This is a genomic window from Nocardia sp. NPDC002869 (assembly GCF_046764065.1).
GTDB classification, from domain to species: Bacteria; Actinomycetota; Actinomycetes; order Mycobacteriales; family Mycobacteriaceae; genus Nocardia; species Nocardia rhamnosiphila.
Map to the genome: position 1 here is coordinate 24,106 of NZ_JBKOOL010000028.1, position 20,255 is coordinate 44,360.

The following is a 20,255-nucleotide window of genomic DNA, read 5'->3' on the forward strand; positions in this document are numbered from 1 at the left end:
GAGAACGCCGGCGTGCTCGGCGACCCGCCGACACTCGCCGAGAGACCCCCACTTCCCTACCCACCGACGCCCTCACCACATCGGCTAGCATTTAGAACATGCGTTCGAATGGCAGGCTTCGAGACCGGCTCGGCGCCCTGGAGCGCGCCGTCGACGCACTGCTCTCCTGCGACCTCACCATGGTCCCGGACAGCGAACTCGGCACCTCACTCGCACGGCTCGAGGCACGCACCCGCACCCTCGTCGGCCTCACCGCGCGGCTGGCGCACGAGCGCAACCACCGGAACGGGCCGGTCGCGGCACCTCCCGGCACCGCACCCACACGAGAAGCCGCGGAGACCCGGGCCGCCGAGCCGAACCGCACCTCGCACTCGCCCCGCCCGAACCGATCGGGCATTGTTGCCGATGACCGCAGCACCATGGCCCGAGGAGTTACCGTGACCGCACCCGTGCGCGTGGAGCGCACCGGCGACGTCGTCGTCTGGACCATCGACAATCCCGAGCAGCGCAATCCGATCTCCGACGAGGCGACGATCGAAGCCCTCGAGAACGCCGTCCGGGCCGCCGACCGCGACCATTCCCTCCGGGTGGCCATCCTCACCGGAGCGGGTACGGCATTCAGCGCCGGCGGCAATGTCAAGCACATGCGGGACAAGGCCGGAATGTTCGGCGGCGCCCCGGCCGACCTGCGCCAAGGCTACCGGCACGGTATCCAGCGCATCCCCAAGGCGCTGTACCACTGCGAGATCCCCACCATCGCCGCGGTGAACGGCCCGGCGATCGGCGCCGGCTGCGATCTCGCCCTCATGTGCGATATGCGGATCGCCGCGACCACCGCCACCTTCGCGGAGAGTTTCGTCCGCCTGGGCCTCATCCCCGGGGACGGCGGGGCCTGGCTGCTGCCGCGGGCGGTGGGGATGGCCCGCGCCAGCCAGCTGGCGTTCACGGGCGCCGCCATCGACGCCGCCACCGCACTCGACTGGGGAATGGTCAACGAGGTCGTCGAACCCGATCGGCTGCTCGACACCGCCCACCGGCTCGCCGCCGAGATCGCGGCCAATCCACCGCACGCGCTGCGGATGACCAAACGCCTGTTGCGCGAGGGCCAACAGCAGAGCCTGGAAACACTGCTGGAACTCTCCGCCGCGATGCAGGCCCTCACCCACCACACCGCCGATCACGACGAAGCCGTCGCCGCCATGCTGGAGCGGCGCACGCCCCGTTTCACCGGGCAGTGACGACCGGCCCGGGCTCGGCGGCCACGACCACGGCCGCGCTGCGGCCGGCGGGCGTACCGTGACCCCGCGGCGACCCGGGAACCCGCACCCCGGGTCTATTGCTTCTCCACCACACGCTCGCCCTCGCCCGGTTTCCAGATGGTGACCCGCAGCAGGTCGTCGCCGACCTCGACCGACGACGCCGAGGTCAGGTCGGCCACGAAGAAGTGCTCGAACGGCTGGTTCCGCAGATCCAGCCCGCTGTCCTCGTACAGGTACTCGGCGAAACGCGCGTGCAAGGCGGTATCCGGATCATCGATCACCAGACCGAACAGTTTCGCATCCCCGTCGGACACCATCGTGTCCTCGGTCGCGGTGTGCAGGCAGAAACGCGGATCGCGCGCGAGATCCCGGAATTTGGTGGTGCCCGGCATCCCGACGATCACCAGTTTCTCCTCGAAGATGAGCGGCTCCACCGGACTGATCCGGGGGTATCCGTCCGAACGCAGGGTGGCGAGCATGCACAGATTGCTGGTCGCGGCGTGGCGACGACGGAAGATCTCGCTGATCCGTGGCGCCTCGGCGGTGAATTCACTCCAGGTCGTCATACAGCCGACGGTACGACGGCCGGCGCCGCCGCGGGTGACACCGAGCCCGATCCGAGACACACAGCGCCCGCACCGGTCCCCGTGCCGCCGGCCCGCGCGGGTCAGCCCGAGTTGCGCAGCGCCGTGGCCAAACCGTTCATCGTCAATAGGATGCCGCGTTTCACCAGTTCGGAATCGTCTCCGGCACGCAACCGGCGCAACAGTTCGACCTGCATCTGGTTCAGCGGTTCCAGATACGGGAACCGGTTGCGGATGGATTCCGCCAGCGACGGATTGTCGGCCAGCAGATGATCGTTGCCGGTGATGGCGGCATGGACGGCGACAGTCCGGGCGTGCTCGCGCTCGATCATCCCGAAGATGCGCTTGCGCAGATCGATATCGTCGACCAGTTCGGCGTACCGGCCGGCGATATCGAGATCGCTCTTCGCCATCACCTGCGCGAGATTCGACAGCACGGTCCGGAAGAACGGCCACCGCCGGTACAGATCCGAGAGCCGGGCGAGCCGGTCGGGATCGCCGTCGATCCACTCCTCGAGCGCGGTCCCGGTGCCGTACCAGCCGGGCAGCATCACCCGGGCCTGACTCCAGGCCATCACCCACGGAATGGCCCGCAGATCCGAGACCGAGTTGGTGGGTTTGCGGGAGGCGGGACGGCTGCCGATATTGAGGTCGCCCACCTCGGCGACCGGGGTCGACTGCCGGAAGTACTCGACGAAGCCCGGGGTTTCATGCACCAGCCGCGCATAGGCGGCGCGGGCCCGGTCCGCGAGTTCGTCCATGAGCGCGTAGGAGGGCTCGGCATCGGCGCCCAGCCCCTCGACATCCAGCAGCGTCGATTCGAGGGTGCCCGCGATGAGCGATTCGAGATTGCGGTGCGCGGCGCCGCGTTCGGCGTATTTCGCCGCGATGACCTCGCCCTGTTCGGTCAGCCGCAGGGAACCCCGCACGGCGCCGGCGGGCTGCGCGAGGATCGCGTCGTAGCTGCGGCCCCCGCCGCGCCCGACGGTGCCGCCGCGACCGTGGAACAGCCGCAGCCGGATCCCCTGTTCGCGCGCCAGCTCCACCAGGTCCAGTTCCGCCCGGTACAGCGCCCAGTTCGCGGCCAGGTATCCGCCGTCCTTGTTCGAATCGGAGTAGCCGAGCATCACCTCCTGACGCATTCCGCGTGCCGCCACCAGCTCCCGGTACTCCGGTACCTGGAGTGCCGCGGCCAGCGTCGACGCCCCGGCCGCCAGATCCTCGATGGTTTCGAACAGCGGCACGATCCCGGCCGGGCAGGAGGGTCCGCTGTCCGCGTCTCCCAATTCCAGCAGGCCGCCCTCCTTGAGCAGCAGGGCGGCCTCGAGGAGATCGCTGACCGAGGTACACATCGAGATGATGTAGTTGGGGACCGCGTCCGGGCCCAGCGCGGCCACCACGGCGGCGCCCGCACGGATGACTCCCAGCTCTTTGGCCGCCTGCTCGCCGATCCGCGCCCGCGGTCCCAGCAGCGGGCGGCGGGTACGCAGTTCCCGGGTGAGCAGGTCCACCCGCTCGGACTCGGTCAGGCTCGAATAGTCCGGATGTACGCCCGCCCAGGCCAGCAGTTCGGCCACGACCTGCTCATGGGTTTCGGAATTCTGACGCATATCCAGGCCCTGCAGATGGAACCCGAAGGTCTCCACCGCACAGCGCAGCGCCGCGAGGTGGTCGTCGGCGAGCAGTGCGTCTCCGCCGGCGCGCAGCGAGGCATCGACGGCGTCGAGATCGTCGAGCAACTCCTGGGGTGTGCCGTAGGGAGCGCCGGAGGCGCCCTCGCCGGCGGCGGACGATTCGAACTCCCAGGGGCCCGCCGCCTCGGGGTCCAGCGCGGCGACGGCGCGCCGCGCGGTCGCGGTGAGCCGGACCCGGATGCCGTACAGCGCCCGCCGATACGGTTCGTCGGCGTAGGTCTTCGGGTCCGGATAGCCGCTGTCGGCGAGCGCGCGCAGTTCCGCGGTCACCGGGACCAGCCGCGCCGACAGCGCCAGCGTCTTCTCCAACTGCACCAGTTCGCGCAGGTAGCGCGCGAACGCCACCCCCGCGGCCTGCGCGGCCGCCGTACGCACCACCTCCGCCGTCACATACGGGTTACCGTCCCGGTCCCCGCCGATCCACGAACCGGGCCGCAACATGGGTTTCGACAGCAACCGGTGCTCGGGCCAGCGCGACCCCAGCGCCGTGCGGACGCTCGCGTTGATGGCGGGGATGACATCGAACAAGGTGAGTTCGTAGTACCGCAGGCCGACCGCGATCTCGTCCTGGATACGCAGCCGCGACAACCTGATCAGCGCCGTACGCCAGAGAGTGAGTACCTGCCGCCGGATCTCGAGCTCGAGCTGTGCCCGTTCGGATTCGGGGGCCCGCTGCCGTCGGCGCATCAATTCGGTGATGCGGGTCTGGGTGTCGAACACCGTACGGCGCCGGGTCTCGGTGGGGTGCGCGGTGATCACCGGGGACACCAGCGCGTCGGCCAGCAGTTCCGCGACCCGTTCCCCCGGCACCGCGGCCGCGTCCAGTTTCCGGTAGGTGGCGGCCAGGGAGGAGTCCTGCGGGGCTTCGCCCGCTGCCTCGTGCGCGGCGCGGCGGCGGTCGCGCTGGATGTCCTCGGCGAGATTGGCCAGCAGGACGAAATAACTGAACGCCCGGATCAGCGGCAGTGCCACCGCGATGTCCACCCCGGCCAGCATTTCGCCGACCGCGCTGCGCTCCACCTCCTCCCGCCGGACTCGGAACGCCTCCACCCGCACCCGCTCCACGAGGTCGAAGACCTCGGGGCCCTCGTGATCGCGAATGGTGTCGCCGAGCACGCCGCCGAGGAACCGGATGTCCTCGCGCAGCGGCAGGGTCGCGTCGTTTCCTTCAGCGGTCTGCGCATCGCCCATGATCAAGAGTATGGACGGCCACCGTGCCGGTAGCTGTGACGACGCACACGGCCGGGGCCGGCCGGGTGCGCCGGACGCCGCGGAACCCCGCTATCGGCACAGGTGACGCCCCTCCTGCCCTCAGCCCAGCGGCTGGGAGAAACGCAGGAAGTTTCCCCAGGGATCGGCGAAACCACAGTCGCGCACGCCATAGGGCTGGTCGGCGGGTTCCTGGGTGACCCGGACCCCGGCGTCGCGCAGCCGCGCGAAGGTCTCGTCCACCGCTTCCGTGACGAAGATCAGCGTGCCGTGCGCGCCCGCGTCCAGCCGGCGCCGGGCCTCGGCGCTCTGCTCGGGGTCGGGCACCATGGACGGGGTCTCCAGGATGAACTCGATACCGGGCTGTCCGGCCGGCCCCACGGTGACCCAGCGCAGCGGGCCCAGCGGCAGATCCGCGCGGACCTCGAGGCCGATCACATCCCGGTAGAACTCGAGGGCCTCCTGCTGATCTCCGACCAGCACACCGATATGCGACAGTGCGAGGTCTTGGCCGTGGGTCATCCGATTCTCCTTCGCTGCGGGCACGCCCGTACCGGGTCCGGCCGGGTATTCCGCCGGCCGGTATGTACACCACACACGACGTGTCCCGGTCGCGGAATTCATCGCCCGGCCCGAAAATTGTTCAGCACAGCGTGACACCGGCAGCCCGGGACTGCTTCGCCGGCCATACCGGGGTCACGACGACACCTCCGGTGAACACCAGTTCGGCGCAGTTGGTGAGCAGCATGGGTGGCATGGCCGCCGAGACCACCGTCATGATCACGGTGGTCACGGTCCAGAGCCGGTAACGTTCCGTTTACGCCACCTGCGGTTCACCGGCCGATACACCGCGCTCGCACAGCGGCTCTGTCGTCCTGGCGGGTCGCCGCCCCGGTGAATATCGCGCGGAAACGCAGTGCCGGCAGCAGCGCCACTCCCACCAGGACACCGCTCAGCCACATCGGCCCCCGGTCACCCCAACCGGACCCCAGGGCGAGCCCCGCCAGCGCGGGCCCTGCCGCGGCACCGATATTCAACGCCGCCGTCGCATAGGAACCCGCCATGGTCGGCGCGCCCGCGGCCTCGTAGAGCACGCGTGCGATCAGCGTGCTCCCCACCCCGAACGACAGCGCCCCCAGCACGCACACCAAGACGAGCAGGGCGACGGGACGGTCGGCGGTCACCGCGAGCGCGAACCAGCCACCGCACAGCAGCGGGCCCCCGACCGCGATCACCACCGCGGCGTACTCGTCGGACAAACGCCCGGCGACGGTCACACCGGCGAAGGAACCCCCGCCGAACAGCACCAGCACTACCGGCACCCAGAACGCACCGAACCCACCCGTCCCGGTGACCAACGGCGCGAGGAAAGTGAAGCTGGCGAAAGTCGCCGCGTTGACGAGCGCTCCCAGCAGCATGACCGCGAGCAACCGCGGGCGTCGCAACTGCGCGAGTTCGCGACGGAAGTCGGGGGCGGCGGTCTGCCCCGAGCGGCCGGGCATTCCGGCCAGGACGACACCGGCCGCGGCCGGCAGGCACAGCAGCGCGAGCGCCCAGAAGGCGGCCCGCCAGCCGAGCACCGCCCCGAGTAGCGCGCCACCCGGCACCCCCGCCACCGTGGCGAGGGCGGTACCACCCAGCAGGATCGCCAGCGCCCGGCCCTGCCGTCCGGCGGGAACCAGCGCCGCGGCCGCGGTCAGCGCGACCGCGAGAAACCCGGCGTTCGCGACGGCGGCCACCACCCTGGTGGCGACCAGGACGGAGAAACCGCCGGTCACCGCTCCGGCGATATGCGCGGCCAGGAACAACAGCAGAAAACCCAGCAGGCTCGACCGGATCGGCCAGTCCCGGGCGAGACCCGCCATCAGCGGTGCGCCCACGACCATTCCGATGGCGAACGCCGAGGTCAGCAGACCGGTGGCGCCGAGGTCCACACCGAGATCGGCCGCGATATCCGGGACGAGACCGGCGAGCATGAATTCCGAAGTGCCCATGGCGAAGACCGCCAGGGCGAGCAGGTAGAGAGTGAAAGGCATGAAAGGCTCCGAGGTGGAAGAGACAGGAATCGTCTCGTCACCCCGGTCAGCGCCCGGGAATCACCGGATGACCGTGCGGCCGGCAGGCGGCACGGCGAACGGGTAGCGAAAGGTCAGGGGCTGACGGGGATGACCGGCAGCCCTGCTCTGGATGCTTCCGGGCTCGACACGGCAGGAAGGTTACCGGCTCGCCCGGCCTACCGCACAGCTGTTTCCGCGCCCCGCGACAACGAACCGCCCGTGCTCTCGATACCCGCGCCGAACTCAGCCGGGCTCGTCGAACCGGACCCGCACGCCGACCCGGCCCTTCTCGTCGCGCCGGGCGGTCGCGTGCCCGCGCCGATCGCCGTCGCGGAAGTGCAGCACAATGGGCGCGCCCTCGCCGAGGAAATTGCGCCACCAGGTCTTCTTATCGGGCATGGCGACACCGATGAGCAGGCCGCCGTCCCTCTTCACATAGTTCACCGGGGTCCGGAACGTCCGGCCCGATCGCCGCCCCACGTACTCGATCTCCACGAACCCCTTACCCAGCAGGGGGCCCAGCACCGGTGCGTCGAGCAGGGCGACCACTCCCGTGTTGAAGCCCCGGACCGCCCGGCCCAGCAGTGTCGTCGATGCCACGGTTCCTCCTGATAGCTGTTTCCCCCGGCGTTGCCTCGACCCTAGCGCGGTGCGGCGCGGCCGCCGGTCCGGCGACGCACCCGGGACGCGGATTCCGGCGGGCCGGGCACGCACCCGATCGCTGCCGGTTTGCGCGGCGCAATCCCGGCTGCCACTATCACCTGCGGTGTAGCACCGGGACGATCGCAGCGGTACCGCTCAGCGGCCGAGACCGGGACCGGCGGTGAACAGCAGCGTTCGATATGGAGTGGATTGGTGCTCAAAGGTTTCAAAGACTTCCTCATGCGCGGGAACGTCATCGATCTGGCCGTCGCCGTCGTGATGGGCACCGCGTTCACCGCGGTGGTGAGTTCGGTGACCAAGGGCGTGGTGGAACCGTTGCTGGCCGTCCTCGGCGGCAGCGGCCAGTTCGGTTTCGGTGTCACACTGCTCGCGGGCAAACCCGCGACCTTCATCGCGCTCGGCCCGATCATCAGCGCCGCCATCGATTTCGTCATGGTCGCGGCGGTGCTGTATTTCGCGCTCATCCTGCCGATGAAGACCATGCAGAAACGCTTCTACGTCCGCAACAAGGTGGACGCCGAACCGTCGACCCCGGCCGATATCGCCCTGCTGACCGAGATCCGCGATCTGCTCGCCGAACGTGCCGAACTGGACAAGAAGGACACCGCGCAGGTGCGCTCCTCCTAGACGGCGGACCTTCGCGGCCGGCGGTGACCGGCCGATCGTTCGAATCACGCGTCGTATCAACCTGTTCACCGGCCGCACCGACATCATGCTGCCGGCCAACCTCGGCAAAATCAGTGACATCACCTTCGGCACGGTGGAACGGGCGGTCGTGGCCCGGCGGTGAGCGATGCGCCCGATCGACGGTACGGTGCCGCCTCCACTACTCGGCCGGCGTGAGGATCTCCAAGATCTCGTCGGAGTAGTAGAAGGGTTCCAGTCGTTCCCGGATCAATCCCGCCAGCACCCCGTCCCGTTCGGCGGCCGCCACCACCGCGGGACCGTAGCGCAGGATCTCGGTGACGATGTCCTCGCCGGTGAGGCCCAACTCCGGGAGCAGCTCGGCGAGCGTATGGTCCCGGTACCTCTCGTGGAAAACCTGCACGCATTCGGCCACCAGCAGGCCGAAGTACTCCTTCTCCCGGGTGGTCACCGCGATGCGGTAACAGAGCCCGACGAGTTCGTGGAGGTCCTGTTTCGTGAGGTACTCCCGCAGGCCGCTGATCGGTTCGTCGGCGTGTAGATCCCAGAACTCCATGGTGGCGTCGTGCACGGGGGCGTCGCGCAGCATTTCGCGGATGGCGTTGTTGGTGCGTTTGAGGGCGTACAGGGCGCCCTTGCCCGCGATATCGCCGAGGATGCTGTTGGATTCGGCGGCCTTGCGGGCGCGGTCGGCGGCCGACTGCCCGATCGACATGAGCGTGCCCATACCGGGGATCTTCTCCGCGCGCTGCCGGTTGACCTCCACGAAATCCCCGACCAGTTTGTCGACGAATTTGGAGGCGACGGTGGCCACCAGGGGACTGTCGGTCAGTCGTTCCAGAACCCGTTCCTGGGTCCGGTGCATATCCACGATCTTCTGCAGCAGCGCCTCGACCGGTTCGCGTTCGACCAGTTCGCCCAAGGTGTGGTCCTCGTTGGCGGCGATACTGTCGTAGATCGCGTCGGCGAACAGACCGGCGGTATCCGCCAGGACCGCGCTGCCGCCCACCTTGTCGACCAGGGTGGCCACGGTCTGCTCTAGCTGTTCGACCTCGACCACCTCGCCCGCGCGCACCGTGCCCGCAACCTCGAGCACGGCCGCCACATCCCGGGCGACGACTTCGGCGAACCGGTCCCCGCTCACTTCGTTCAGCAGCCACTGCACCTGGGCGTCGAGCAGTCGGCCGGCGAGTACGCGTGCAATATCGGCCTCGGTCACAAATTCTCCTTCGGAGCGGCTTCATGCGGGCGGCGGATACCGCGGCGAAGGCATCGCCTCACAGATCCTCCTCCGAAACAGCTTCATGCGGTGGGCGGAGACCGCAGCAAAGGCGGAGGTATCGCCTCATCGGGTGTGTCCCCTGTCGCTCCGGCGCGGGCCGGGCGGGATCAGGACCCTTCGCCCTCGTGCAAGGAGGTGCGAATCTGTGCCAGACGTTCCCGCGCGGCCTGTTCACGCGCTTCCCACTGGTCGTCGGCGCCGCGGCCGGCCGGGCTCTGCCTACCGAGTGCCCGCGCACCGAACGCGGTGCCGAAACGCCGCTCGACCTTATCGCGAACGGACCCGAACGTCGGCACACCGGATGCGCTGTAACCACCGGCCGCTCCCCCGCTCGGCTCGGCTGCCGCGCCGGCACCCCCGCCCACCTGCGACGACGAACCGAGGTCCGAGGCGGCCCCATAGCCCGGGGGCTGCGGGGTGCCGGGAATCACACCGGGCGCCACCGCGCTCTGCCCGGTTTCCGACAGCAGCCGGGTGGCGGCTTCGTACAGCGGGGCCAGCTTGTCGCGGCCCGCCGCGGCCACCACCAGGACGGCCAGCAACTGCTCGTCGGGCAGGGCCGCCAACCGCGCGGCGAGCGCGCCCGGATCGCCTGTGCTGGGTTCAGTCATGCGACCAGCCTACGACGTCCGGTCCGCCCGTTCGGACGCACCGACCACGTTGCCGGAGAACGGCTCTCCTAGGCTCGGAGCACCGCGCCCACCGCGTCCGCCGCCGCGGCCACGGCGGCATCGCGCGCCGCGCTGGCCTCATCCTCGGTGAGGGTGCGGTCGGTGGCCCGGAAACGCAGGGCGTAGGTGAGCGATTTACGCCCCTCCCCGGCCTGCGTGCCCGCGTACACGTCGAACAGCGCGATATCCTCGAGCAGTTCCCCGCCACCGGATCGCAGTGCGGTCTCCACCTCCGCCGCCGGAACATCGTGCGCGACGCTCACCGAGACGTCCTGCAGCACGGCCGGGAACGGCGAGATGGCCGGCGCGGGCCGGGCCTCGCGCAGCGGCAGTGCGTCCAGATCCAGTTCCAGGGCGCAGGTACGCGGCGGCAGACCCGAGCGTTCCAGTACTCCGGGATGCAATTCACCCGCGTAGCCGATCACGACACCGTCCACCATCAGCTCGGCGCACCGCCCCGGATGCCACGGCAGGCGCTTACCGGGCCGGCGTTCGAGTTCGACCCCGGCGGCCGCGGCGATCACATCGGCGAGCGCGAACGCGTCGGCGGCTTCGGCCGCCCGCCCCGGACCCCACGGACCGCGGGGTTCCCGGCGGCCGGTGAGCACCACCGCGACGTGCTGGGGCTGATCGGGCAGCGAGGCCAGCAGTTCGGCGACCTCGGCGTCGGTCGGGCGGCGGTCCACCGGCAGCGGCGCCACCGGCGCGGTGTCCGGGCCGGGCAGCACGACCTGGGCGATGCCGTAGAGCGACAGATCACGGGCGCCACGGGAGATATTGCGGACCGCGATCTCCAGCAGGCCCGGCAGCAGTGTGGTGGCGAGTTCGGCGCGTTCGACGTCCAGCGGGTTCAGTACCCGGGTGGTGGTGCGGCGGGGGTCGTCGGCGTCCAGCCCCCAGGTGTCGAAGACCCCCGCGGGCAGGAACACCGGCGGTGGCACCTCGACACAGCCGGCGAAGGCCAGCGCCCGGCTCACCGCGCGGCGGCGGCGCTGCACCGCGGTGAGGCCGCGCCCGGCGGGCGCCTGCGGCAGCACCAGCGGGATCTGTTCCAGACCCTCGAGTCGCAGCACCTCTTCCACCAGGTCGGCCGGCTGGTCGAGATCCGGCCGCCAGCTCGGCGGCGTCACCACCAGCTGACCGTGGCCGCTGGTCTCGTCGACCGCCACCTCGACATGGCAGCCGATCTGGGTGAGGCGGCGCGCGGACGTGCCGGGAGCGTACTGGACACCGGCCACCCGGTCGGGCAGGTCGATGTCCATCCGGATCGGGGCCGGCGGGGTCAGCGGCAGCCGGATATCGGTGAGCGTGGGCTCCACCGTGCCCCCGGCGATCTCCGCGAGCAGGGACGCGGCCCGGTCCAGCGCGGCCAGGTTCAGTTCCGGGTCCACCACCCGCTCGTAGCGTTTACTCGCCTCCGACACCAGTTTGTGGCGGCGGGCGGTGCGGTAGATGAACAGCGGATCCCAGGTGGCGGCCTCGAGGACGATATCGGTGGACTCCGGGCCCACCTCGGTGGACGCGCCACCCATCACACCGGCCAGCGAGACCACCCCGGTGTCGTCGGCGATCACCACATCCTCGGCGTCGAGTTCGCGTTCGACCTCGTCGAGAGTGCGCAGGGTCTCGCCGGGGCGCGCGCGGCGCACCACCAGACCGCCGCTGAGTTTCGCCGCGTCGAAGGCGTGCAGCGGCTGTCCGAGTTCCAGCATCACGTAGTTGGTGACGTCGACCGCCGGGGAGATGGGCCGCACGCCCGCCAGCAGCAATCGGCGCTGCAACCACCACGGGCTCACCGCGTGCGGATCGATTCCGGTGACCCGGCGGACGCCGAAGCGGGTGCAGCCCGATTCCGGTGCCACGTCCACCGGCCATGCGTCGGGCCCCCCGGGGAGGGTGCGAACGGCCGGATCGGCGTATTCGAGATCGAAACTGCAGGCCAGTTCGCGGGCCAGGCCGCGGACCGAGAAGCAGTAGCCCCGGTCGGGAGTGATGTTCAGTTCGATAACGGTATCGCCGAGACCGAGCAGGTCGTTGGCGTCGGTACCGGGTTCGGCGGTGCCGGGTTCCAGCACCAGGATGCCCGAATGGTCCTTGCCGATACCGAGTTCGGCGACCGAGCAGATCATGCCGTGGGATACGCGGCCGTAGGTCTTGCGGGAGGAGATGGCGAAACCGCCCGGCAGCACACCGCCGGGCAGCACCACGACGACCAGGTCACCGACCGCGAAATTATTCGCTCCGCAGACGATCTCCTGTAGTTGTTCCGCGCCGATATCGACCTTGCAGAACCGGATGGGTTTCTTGAACTCGGTGAGCTCGGTGATCTCGGCGACCCGGCCGACCACCAGCGGGTGTTCGATATCCCCGCCCACTCGTTCCAGCTCGTCGACCTCTTCCACTTCGAGCCCGACCCGGACGAATCCGGCGTCGAGTTCCTTCGGCGTCACCTCCCAGTCGGGGACGGTGCGGCGGATCGTTTCGGTCAGCCAGGACTGCGCTACTCGCACTGTGACGTTCGCTCTCTCGCTCGAAAAAGGTCAGGACCGGATACCGAAGGGCAGAGTGAACCGCACATCACCCTCGACGATGTCGCGCATATCGGGAATGCCGTTGCGGAACTGCAGCGTCCGCTCCAGCCCCATACCGAACGCGAAGCCGCTGTACTCGTCGGGATCGATCCCGCTGGCGATCAGCACCTTCGGGTTGACCATGCCGCAACCGCCCCATTCGACCCAGCCGGCGCCGCCCTTCTTGTCCGGGAACCAGACATCGACCTCGGCCGAGGGTTCGGTGAACGGGAAGTAGTTGGGCCGGATCCGGGTGGTGGTCTCGGGACCGAACAGGGCCCGCGCGAACGCGTCCAGCGTGCCGCGCAGATGCGCCATGGTCAGGCCCTTGTCGATGGCCAGCCCCTCGACCTGGGAGAACACCGGAGTATGAGTGGCATCGAGCTCGTCGGTGCGGAAGGTGCGCCCCGGGCACACCACATAGATCGGCAGGTCACGTTCCAGCATGGACCGCACCTGCACCGGGGAGGTGTGGGTGCGCAGCACCTGGCGCGAACCGGCCGGTGCGATATGGAAGGTGTCCTGCATGGTGCGCGCGGGGTGGTCGGGCAGGAAGTTGAGCGCGTCGAAGTTGAAATGCTCGGTCTCCACCTCCGGCCCCTCGGCGATCTCCCAGCCCATTCCGACGAAGACATCGGCGACCTGCTCGGAGATGACGGTGATCGGATGCCGGGCACCCACCGGCCCCCGGTCGGCCGGGAGCGTGACATCGATCGCCTCGGCGACCAGCACCGCGGCATCACGTTCGGCGAGCAGCGTCCGCTGCCGCTCCTCGAACGCCTCCGATACCCGCGCCCGCGCCTTGTTCACCCGCTTACCGGCGTCGGCCTTCTCCGATTTGGGTAGCGATCCCAGCGACCGCTGGGCCAGCGCGATCGGCGACCGGCCGCCCATATGCTCGGTTTTCGCGCTCGCGAGCGCGTCCAGATCGGCAGCGGCCGCGAAGTCCTTCTCGGCCGCCGCGGCCGCGGCGGCCAGGGCTTCTTCGGTGAGGGCGGATTCCTGCCCGCCGGTCGCTGCGCCTGCGTCGGTGTCGTCGGCCACGGTCTACTCGTCTCTCCCCTGGGCATCGGTGAGCGGGCGCGGTCGGCTCCGGCGCCCGTATTGGTGCTGGTGGAATCGTATTCGATGGCCCCCACCGGGCTCACGCCGATATCCCCCGCCGCTCACTGCCCGGTACACGGACACCGTCAACCGGTAAAGTCCCCTCCGATGACGAACGCCTTGACCCGCACCGAGACGCTCGCCGGACGTGCCCGCCGGCAGGCGGTCTGGCTGCTGCCGCTCCTGGCGGTGGTCGTGACGTGGGTGTGTATGTCACACCCGATCGATCCGTTCCGCGCCATCAGCGGCGAGTACATCGACCTCGAGGTCTATCGGCTCGGGGTCGAGGAGTGGCGGGCCGGCGGCGATCTCTACGGTCATCTCCCGGAGACGGCCGCCGATATCAGCCTCCCGTTCATCTACCCGCCGTTCGCCGCGCTGGCGCTCGGGCTCTACGCACTGCTGCCGTGGGCCGCCTCGGTGATCGCCTATCTGGTGGTCTCCATCGGCGCGCTGGCGATGACTCTGTTCCTGGTGGCCCGGCAGGTCTGGCCGGGTCAGGACCAGCGCAAACTCGCCCTGGTGGTCACCGCGACCGCGACCCCGCTCGCGCTGCTGCTCGAGCCGGTCTGGTCCACCCTGGATTTCGGCCAGGTCAATCTGATCCTGATGGGTCTGGTCGCCGCCGACTGCCTGACCCGCAATCCGCGCTGGCCGCGCGGGATGCTGCTGGGTATCGCCGCGGCGATCAAACTGACCCCGGCGGCTTTCGTCCTGTATTTCCTCATCCGCAAGGACTACAAAGCCGCCGTGACGGCCGCGATCAGCGGTGCGATCGCCACGGCGATCGGTTTCGCGGTGATGCCCGACGAATCGGTGCGGTACTGGTTCGGCGGCTTCGGCAATGTCGGTGGGCTCAGCGGCTCGGAGTTCCAGACCAACCAGTCCATCCAGGCCGTGCTGGCCCGCTTCGAGGTCACCGGCACTCTGGCCACCGCGCTGTGGCTGCTCGCCGCCCTCGCGCTCGTGGCGGTGGCGGTGGCGGCCATCCGGCGGACCGGGACACCCCCGATGATCGCGCTGGCGGTCAACGCGGTGGTAGCGCTGCTCGTTTCGCCCATTTCCTGGTCGCACCATTGGGTATGGGTGGCGCCCGCGCTGCTGGCGATGATCGGCTACGCGACCACCCGGCCGTGGTCGCAGGCGCGCGGCTGGTATGCCGCGGCGGTTGCCACCGCGGTGGTCTTCGTGCTGGCCAAACACAGCGACCTGCCCGGTAACGACGGCCGGGAGCTGGGCTGGTCGGCCTGGGACAAGGTGATCGGCAACGGCTACGTCTGGTTCAGCCTGCTGCTGGTCGTGCTGTACACGACCGCGAGCCGGCGGCAGCGCACGCCCGGCCCGGCCGTTCCCGCCGACGCCAGGGAATCGCTGGTCTCGGTCCGCGAACGCTGATCGGCGACGCGCCGGTGCGCGCCGCCGATCCGATTCATCCGCTACCGGGTTCCGCCCGCCGGGGCGGATGGCACTCGTCAATTCACCGGCTCCCGCACGGTCGCCCGGCCCGGGAGCAATGCGGCGGCCAGCGCCCCGGCCGCGACGATCCCCGCCCCGACCCAGACCGCCGGTACCAGCCCGTCCACATAGCTCTGCGGGTCCGTGTACGCACCGTACGAGGCGAATACGGAGGCCAGAACCGCGATACCCACCGCCACGCCGACCTCGCGCACCGTGTTGTTGGTGCCCGAGGCCACGGAACGGTCCGCCTCCGGTACGGCCGCCATCACCACGGTCGCCAGTGGCGCGAAGGTCAGGCCCATCCCCACTCCCGCGAGGAGCAGCGGCGCCACGAACGTGCCGTAGCCGAGGTCCACCGAGGTGATGGCGGCCATCCAGGCCAGCGCCACCGCGAGCAGTGCCTGCCCGGAGACCAGCAGGACCCGGGCCCCGACGCGGTCGATCACCAGGCCCGCGAGCGGGGCCACCACCATCGGCGCCATGGTCCACGGCATGGTCCGGATACCGGATTCGAACGGGCTGTACCCCTGCACCACCTGGAAGAACTGGGCGAGCAGGAAGATCGACCCGAAAACGCCGATCGAGAAGGCGAAGGCCACCACATTGGCGACGCCGAAGGCCCGGATCCGGAAGAGCCGCGGCGCCAGCATGGGGGCCGCGGCCCGGTGCTCCCAGGCGATGAGCGCGCCCAGCAGTACCGCGCCGCCGATCAGCGCGGTGAGCACCCCGCCCGAATTCCAGCCGTCGTCGGCGCCGTGCACGATGCCCCAGACGACCGCCGGCACGCCCGCCGAAGCCAGGACCAGACCCGCCGGGTCCAGGCGGCCGCCGCCGCCCCGCGAGTCACGCAGTGTCCAGACCACCAGCGGCAGCACCAGGACGCCGATGGGCACATTGACCCAGAAGATCCACTGCCAGCTCAATCCGTCGACCACGGCGCCGCCGAGCAACGGGCCGACGGCCACGCCGAGCCCGGCGATACCGCCCCAGATCCCGATGGCCGCGCTGCGCAACCGTTCCGGTACCGCGTCGGAGAGCAGGGTCAACGACAGCGGCATCACCGCGGCGCCGCCGAAGCCCTGCACCACCCGCGCGGCGACCAGCATCGCCGGATCGGTGGCGAGCGCGCAGGCCGCCGAGGCGGCGGTGAACACTGCGATACCCGCCAGGAACACGCGGCGGCGGCCCAGCCGGTCGCCGAGGGCGGAGGCGGTGAGCAGCAGGGCGGCGAACGACAGGGTGTAGGCGTTGACGAACCACTGGAGGTCGCCGAGCGAGGCGTTCAGCTCGGCGCGGATCACCGGGAGCGCGTTGGTGACCACCAGATTGTCCAGCGTGACCATGAACATCGGAATACCGACCGCGGCGAGTACGGCGGCGAGCGGTCGCCGGCCGGGGCCGGCCGGCGGTGTGACCACCGGGGGCGCGAGTGGTGTCGTCACTGGTGAAGTCAAGATCTCGGTCATAACCCGTCCTTGTTGTAATCGACTGATAACTAGTCTGCTTCGACGGTATGCATCGACTGATAACATGTCAAGAGCGAACGAAACGACGAGGAGGACCATGCCGGAATCGACGAGCCGGACCAGGATGACCGCCGGCGAACGGGGGGCTCAGGTACTGACCGCGGCGGTCGAGGCCTTCGCGGAATCCGGCTACGCGGCCACCCGGACCGACGAGATCGCCCGCCGGGCCGGCGTCTCCCAGCCGTACGTCATCCGCCTCTTCGGTTCCAAACAGCGTCTGTTCCTCGCTGCCGTCGCCCAGGTCTGTGATCGCATCGAGGAGGTCTTCTCCGCGGCCGCCGCGGGGGCCGGACCGGAACCCGGCTTGGGCGCGCTGTCAGAGGCCTACGAGCAATTCCTCGCCGAGCGCACCTTGCTGCAGGTGCTACTGCACGCCTTCGCGGCGGCCGGCGATCCCGAGGTCGGCCCGGTTATCCGCGACCGGTACGGCCGCATCTACCGGCTCGTCCGAGAACTCACCGGCGCGTCGGTCGCCGACACCCGGCGATTCCTCTCGACCGGCATGTTGCTCACCGTGATGGCCGCGCTGCGGGTCACCGGCCCGGAGGCCATCGCGGCCGACTGGGCCCAGGACATCCTCACCGATCTGTACGAGCACGGAATGTGAATCACCGCTCCGGACCGAAACCGCCTCACCTGGGCCGACGCCCTGATCAGCCGCGTCCGAAGCGGGTACGCGAGTTCGCGTAGAGGCAGATCGCGGCGGCCGTGGCCAGGTTCAGGCTTTCGGCCCGCCCCCGGATCGGGATCCGGACACGGTGCCGGGCCCGGCGCGCGACCTCCGGGTCCAGGCCGTGGGCCTCGTTACCGAACAACCAGGCGACCGGCCGGGTGAACAGGTCGCCGGCCTCTTCGAGATCGACCTCGCCGGCGGCGGTGGTCGCCACGGTGGTGATACCCGCGGCCTCGATCCGATCCAGCACCGCGGCGGTATCGCGGGCGCGCACGATCGGGACGTGGAAGAGGCTGCCCGCGCAGGAACGTACGCATTTTCCGTTGTGCGGATCCACGCTGTCACCGGCCAGCACCACGGCGTCCACGCCGACCGCGTCGGCCACCCGGATCAGGGTGCCCGCATTGCCCGGATCGGCGATCGCCACCGGCACCGCCAGTATTCGCGGAACACTCACTCCGGGATCCGTGGCCAGAATCCGGTCCAGCGGCACATCGACCAGATCACAGACGGCCACCAGACCGGGCGGCGTGACCGTCTCCCCCAGCGCCTGCGCGGCCCGGTCGGAGACCAGTGTGGTGCGCACGCCGTCGGCCTCGGCTCCGGCGATCAGCGCATGCTCGCGGGTCGCGCCCTCGGCGGAGTAGAAGAGTTCGCGGACCCGGCCGACTTCGAGGGCGGCGCCGACCGAATTCGCGCCCTCGGCCAGAAATCTGCCGGCCCGCTTACGCGCTACGCCACGATGGAGTTTGACGGCGGCGACCACGCGGGGATTCCGCACGTCGATGGGTTCATATCGGTCGGGCACCAGGAGATCGTAGAGGGTTGCCGGCGCCCGCATCGGCGGGCCGCCACCGCCGTGCGCTCGGTTTGCGGCCATCTCCGGCCGATCTCGGCCCGGGCCGACGGCTGGTCCGCGGAACTCGGCGCCGAAACATCCCGGAGAAGACTAGGAGAAGGTCTCCAGGAATTCGCGTACGAAGCACAGCGGGCAGATCGGATCGAACGGCGCCGTCGTCGTCTCGATCCGCTCGGCGGGCAGGGCGGGCAGCACCGCGATTTCCGCTGCGGCAGCCGAGGCCGGCTGCAGGCCGATCGCCAGTGAAACTGCCGCAGCGGCAACAATATTCGACACCCTGCGTTTCATGATCGCTCCTCGGCCTCATCGTTGCGAGCAGTCACAGTACCAACCCGGTCGCACCCGCGCCGCGAATTCGGGACCCCTGGCGTGACCGGGCCGGTGACACGTGGGAGTTGTTTCAGACGAACTGGGAGACACCGTCGAACTCGGCGAGCGGCGCGGGGCCGGTGACCTCGTATTCGAGCAGGAGCAGGCCGCTGGGCGTGGCCTCGTGGCGGGTCAGGCGCAGTCCCGTGGCCGGCCCGGCGCCGGTGAGCAGCCGCCGACCGGTCCCCGGTGGGCGCGACGGCCAACCGGAAACTCGGCCAAATCCTCCGAAAACGACACGGTCGCCGCAACCTCTCACATGGAGAGTGTTGCGACGACCGCGTGAACCCAAGCGAAGGAGGGGGCCTTCTACACATCGGGCCGGACAGTGGTCCGGACCCGGAACGACGACTCAGGCAGCCGGGGCGTTGACATCCTCGGGCAGCGCGGCCTTGGCGACGGCGACCAGACCGGCGAACGCCTCGGCATCGGAGACGGCCAGCTCGGCGAGGTTCTTGCGGTCGACCTCCACACCGGCGGCCTTCAGGCCCTGCACGAAACGGTTGTAGGTGATGTCGTTGGCGCGGGCCGCGGCGTTGATCCGGGCGATCCACAGCTTGCGGAAATCACCCTTGCGGGCCCGGCGGTCCCGGTAGGCGTAGGTGAGCGAGTGCAGCTGCTGTTCCTTGGCCTTGCGGTACAGGCGCGAGCGCTGCCCGCGGTAGCCCTTGGAGGCCTCGAGGATGGAACGGCGCTTCTTCTGAGCGTTGACGGCCCTCTTGACGCGTGCCACTGGTCAGTCCTAATCGATCTTGGGGGTGCCCGGTCGAGCGCACCCGAGTGGGTCGGTTCTTCGGCGTCCGGTCGCGGCTGCGGTACCGGACGGTATCGGTCCCGGGAAAGGGATCAGATACCCAGCAGCTTCTTCACACGGCGGACGTCGGACGGGGCGACCGACTCCGTGCCGTCCAGACGACGAGTCCGGCGGGTGGGCTTGTGCTCGAGCAGGTGCCGGCGGTTGGCCTGCTGACGGCGCAGCTTGCCCTTACCGGTCACCTTGAAACGCTTCGAAGCGCCGCTGTGGCTCTTCATCTTCGGCATGGCAACCTCAATCTGTGTCGTGCCCGCGCAGGGGCGGACCAGGTGTACTGATCAGCGTTATTGCGGGCTCGACGCAATACCGCTGCGGCGTTCGCCGCGATATGTGCGGCGGAGCGCCGCAGTGTGCACGGCAGAAGCCGTTGTTATTGCGCGACCGGCCGACCGGCATCCGGGGCCGCGCTGCCGGGCTGCGACCGGACCGAATCCTCGGCGGCCTTGGCCCGTGTCTTCGCGCCCTTGTGCGGGGCGAGGACCATCGTCATGTTGCGACCGTCCTGCTTGGCCGAGGTCTCGACGAAACCCAATTCCGCCACGTCGGAGGCCAGCCGTTGCAACAGCCGGAAACCGAGTTCGGGCCGGGACTGTTCGCGCCCCCGGAACATGATGGTGACCTTGACCTTCGACCCCGCCTCGAGGAAGCGCACCACATTGCGCTTCTTGGTCTCGTAGTCGTGATCGTCGATCTTCGGCCGCAGCTTCTGTTCCTTGATCACGGTCTGGACCTGGTTCTTCCGGGACTCGCGCGCCTTCTGCGCGGTCTCGTACTTGAACTTGCCGTAATCCATGATCTTGCAGACCGGCGGACGTGCG

At 69.6% G+C, this 20,255-nt stretch carries 21 protein-coding genes; 4 read left to right on the forward strand and 17 right to left on the reverse strand.

All coding sequences use genetic code 11. The features are described 5' to 3' along the window. The first annotated feature begins 419 nt into the window (after positions 1 to 419). On the forward strand, positions 420 to 1,238 hold the full coding sequence (locus tag ACLML9_RS08130; RefSeq protein WP_411944933.1) for a crotonase/enoyl-CoA hydratase family protein: 819 nt from the start codon (positions 420 to 422) through the stop codon (positions 1,236 to 1,238). A gap of 95 nt (positions 1,239 to 1,333) precedes the next feature. Here the strand turns inward: ACLML9_RS08130 and ACLML9_RS08135 are convergent, their stop codons facing one another. From ACLML9_RS08135 to ACLML9_RS08160, 6 genes are all read right to left on the reverse strand, one after another. Then, positions 1,334 to 1,825: a pyridoxamine 5'-phosphate oxidase family protein gene (locus ACLML9_RS08135; protein ID WP_411944915.1), complete on the reverse strand. Its 492-nt coding sequence runs from the start codon at positions 1,823 to 1,825 to the stop codon at positions 1,334 to 1,336. Between the two features lie 101 nt (positions 1,826 to 1,926). Next, positions 1,927 to 4,728, reverse strand: a complete 2,802-nt coding sequence (gene ppc, locus ACLML9_RS08140; RefSeq protein WP_411944916.1) for a phosphoenolpyruvate carboxylase — start codon at positions 4,726 to 4,728, stop codon at positions 1,927 to 1,929. Positions 4,729 to 4,848: 120 nt separating this feature from the next. Next, positions 4,849 to 5,268, reverse strand: a complete 420-nt coding sequence (locus ACLML9_RS08145) for a VOC family protein (protein WP_411944917.1) — start codon at positions 5,266 to 5,268, stop codon at positions 4,849 to 4,851. A gap of 121 nt (positions 5,269 to 5,389) precedes the next feature. After that, a complete protein-coding gene (locus ACLML9_RS08150; RefSeq protein ID WP_411944918.1) occupies positions 5,390 to 5,539 on the reverse strand; it encodes a hypothetical protein in 150 nt (49 codons plus the stop codon). Between the two features lie 40 nt (positions 5,540 to 5,579). Further along, on the reverse strand, positions 5,580 to 6,782 hold the full coding sequence (locus ACLML9_RS08155) for a Cmx/CmrA family chloramphenicol efflux MFS transporter (protein ID WP_411944919.1): 1,203 nt from the start codon (positions 6,780 to 6,782) through the stop codon (positions 5,580 to 5,582). Positions 6,783 to 7,046: 264 nt separating this feature from the next. Then, positions 7,047 to 7,403: a hypothetical protein gene (locus tag ACLML9_RS08160; RefSeq protein WP_411944920.1), complete on the reverse strand. Its 357-nt coding sequence runs from the start codon at positions 7,401 to 7,403 to the stop codon at positions 7,047 to 7,049. A gap of 255 nt (positions 7,404 to 7,658) precedes the next feature. On the opposite strand from ACLML9_RS08160, the gene mscL reads away from it, so the two are divergent. After that, positions 7,659 to 8,093, forward strand: coding sequence for a large conductance mechanosensitive channel protein MscL (gene mscL, locus ACLML9_RS08165; RefSeq protein ID WP_357773976.1), 435 nt, complete (start codon positions 7,659 to 7,661; stop codon positions 8,091 to 8,093). Between the two features lie 199 nt (positions 8,094 to 8,292). On the opposite strand, the gene ACLML9_RS08170 is transcribed toward mscL, so the two are convergent. The 4 genes from ACLML9_RS08170 to pheS form a co-directional block, all read right to left on the reverse strand. After that, a complete protein-coding gene (locus tag ACLML9_RS08170) occupies positions 8,293 to 9,330 on the reverse strand; it encodes a hypothetical protein (protein ID WP_411944921.1) in 1,038 nt (345 codons plus the stop codon). A 170-nt stretch (positions 9,331 to 9,500) separates the two neighbouring features. Next, the gene (locus tag ACLML9_RS08175; protein ID WP_411944922.1) at positions 9,501 to 10,004 is read right to left on the reverse strand and encodes a hypothetical protein; all 504 of its coding nucleotides are present in this window, start codon (positions 10,002 to 10,004) and stop codon (positions 9,501 to 9,503) included. Between the two features lie 68 nt (positions 10,005 to 10,072). Then, a complete protein-coding gene (gene pheT / locus ACLML9_RS08180) occupies positions 10,073 to 12,574 on the reverse strand; it encodes a phenylalanine--tRNA ligase subunit beta (protein ID WP_411944923.1) in 2,502 nt (833 codons plus the stop codon). Positions 12,575 to 12,604: 30 nt separating this feature from the next. Next, positions 12,605 to 13,678, reverse strand: coding sequence for a phenylalanine--tRNA ligase subunit alpha (gene pheS, locus ACLML9_RS08185; RefSeq protein WP_411944924.1), 1,074 nt, complete (start codon positions 13,676 to 13,678; stop codon positions 12,605 to 12,607). Between the two features lie 168 nt (positions 13,679 to 13,846). Between pheS and ACLML9_RS08190 the strand changes: the two genes are divergently transcribed. Then, complete coding sequence (locus ACLML9_RS08190; protein ID WP_411944925.1) at positions 13,847 to 15,133, forward strand: glycosyltransferase 87 family protein; 1,287 nt, start codon at positions 13,847 to 13,849, stop codon at positions 15,131 to 15,133. A gap of 77 nt (positions 15,134 to 15,210) precedes the next feature. Here ACLML9_RS08190 and ACLML9_RS08195 read toward each other — a convergent pair whose 3' ends face one another. Then, positions 15,211 to 16,662, reverse strand: coding sequence for a DHA2 family efflux MFS transporter permease subunit (locus ACLML9_RS08195; protein WP_411944926.1), 1,452 nt, complete (start codon positions 16,660 to 16,662; stop codon positions 15,211 to 15,213). A 97-nt stretch (positions 16,663 to 16,759) separates the two neighbouring features. On the opposite strand from ACLML9_RS08195, the gene ACLML9_RS08200 reads away from it, so the two are divergent. Continuing rightward, positions 16,760 to 17,329, forward strand: a complete 570-nt coding sequence (locus ACLML9_RS08200; RefSeq protein ID WP_411944927.1) for a TetR/AcrR family transcriptional regulator — start codon at positions 16,760 to 16,762, stop codon at positions 17,327 to 17,329. A gap of 46 nt (positions 17,330 to 17,375) precedes the next feature. On the opposite strand, the gene ACLML9_RS08205 is transcribed toward ACLML9_RS08200, so the two are convergent. From ACLML9_RS08205 to infC, 6 genes are all read right to left on the reverse strand, one after another. Continuing rightward, positions 17,376 to 18,203 carry a TrmH family RNA methyltransferase gene (locus ACLML9_RS08205; RefSeq protein WP_411944928.1) on the reverse strand — a complete coding sequence of 276 codons (828 nt, stop codon included), beginning with the start codon at positions 18,201 to 18,203 and terminating at the stop codon, positions 17,376 to 17,378. 141 nt (positions 18,204 to 18,344) lie between these two features. Further along, a complete protein-coding gene (locus ACLML9_RS08210; RefSeq protein ID WP_411944929.1) occupies positions 18,345 to 18,542 on the reverse strand; it encodes a hypothetical protein in 198 nt (65 codons plus the stop codon). Between the two features lie 112 nt (positions 18,543 to 18,654). Beyond that, positions 18,655 to 18,882 (reverse strand): hypothetical protein, encoded by a 228-nt coding sequence (locus ACLML9_RS08215; RefSeq protein ID WP_411944930.1) that lies wholly within the window; start codon positions 18,880 to 18,882, stop codon positions 18,655 to 18,657. A gap of 93 nt (positions 18,883 to 18,975) precedes the next feature. Then, entirely contained in the window at positions 18,976 to 19,356 is a 381-nt protein-coding gene (gene rplT / locus ACLML9_RS08220; protein WP_030523708.1) for a 50S ribosomal protein L20, read from the reverse strand. A gap of 113 nt (positions 19,357 to 19,469) precedes the next feature. Continuing rightward, positions 19,470 to 19,664: a 50S ribosomal protein L35 gene (gene rpmI, locus ACLML9_RS08225; RefSeq protein WP_058856754.1), complete on the reverse strand. Its 195-nt coding sequence runs from the start codon at positions 19,662 to 19,664 to the stop codon at positions 19,470 to 19,472. 143 nt (positions 19,665 to 19,807) lie between these two features. Continuing rightward, positions 19,808 to 20,255: translation initiation factor IF-3 (infC, locus tag ACLML9_RS08230; protein WP_411944931.1), on the reverse strand; the 448-nt coding region annotated here is incomplete at its 5' end.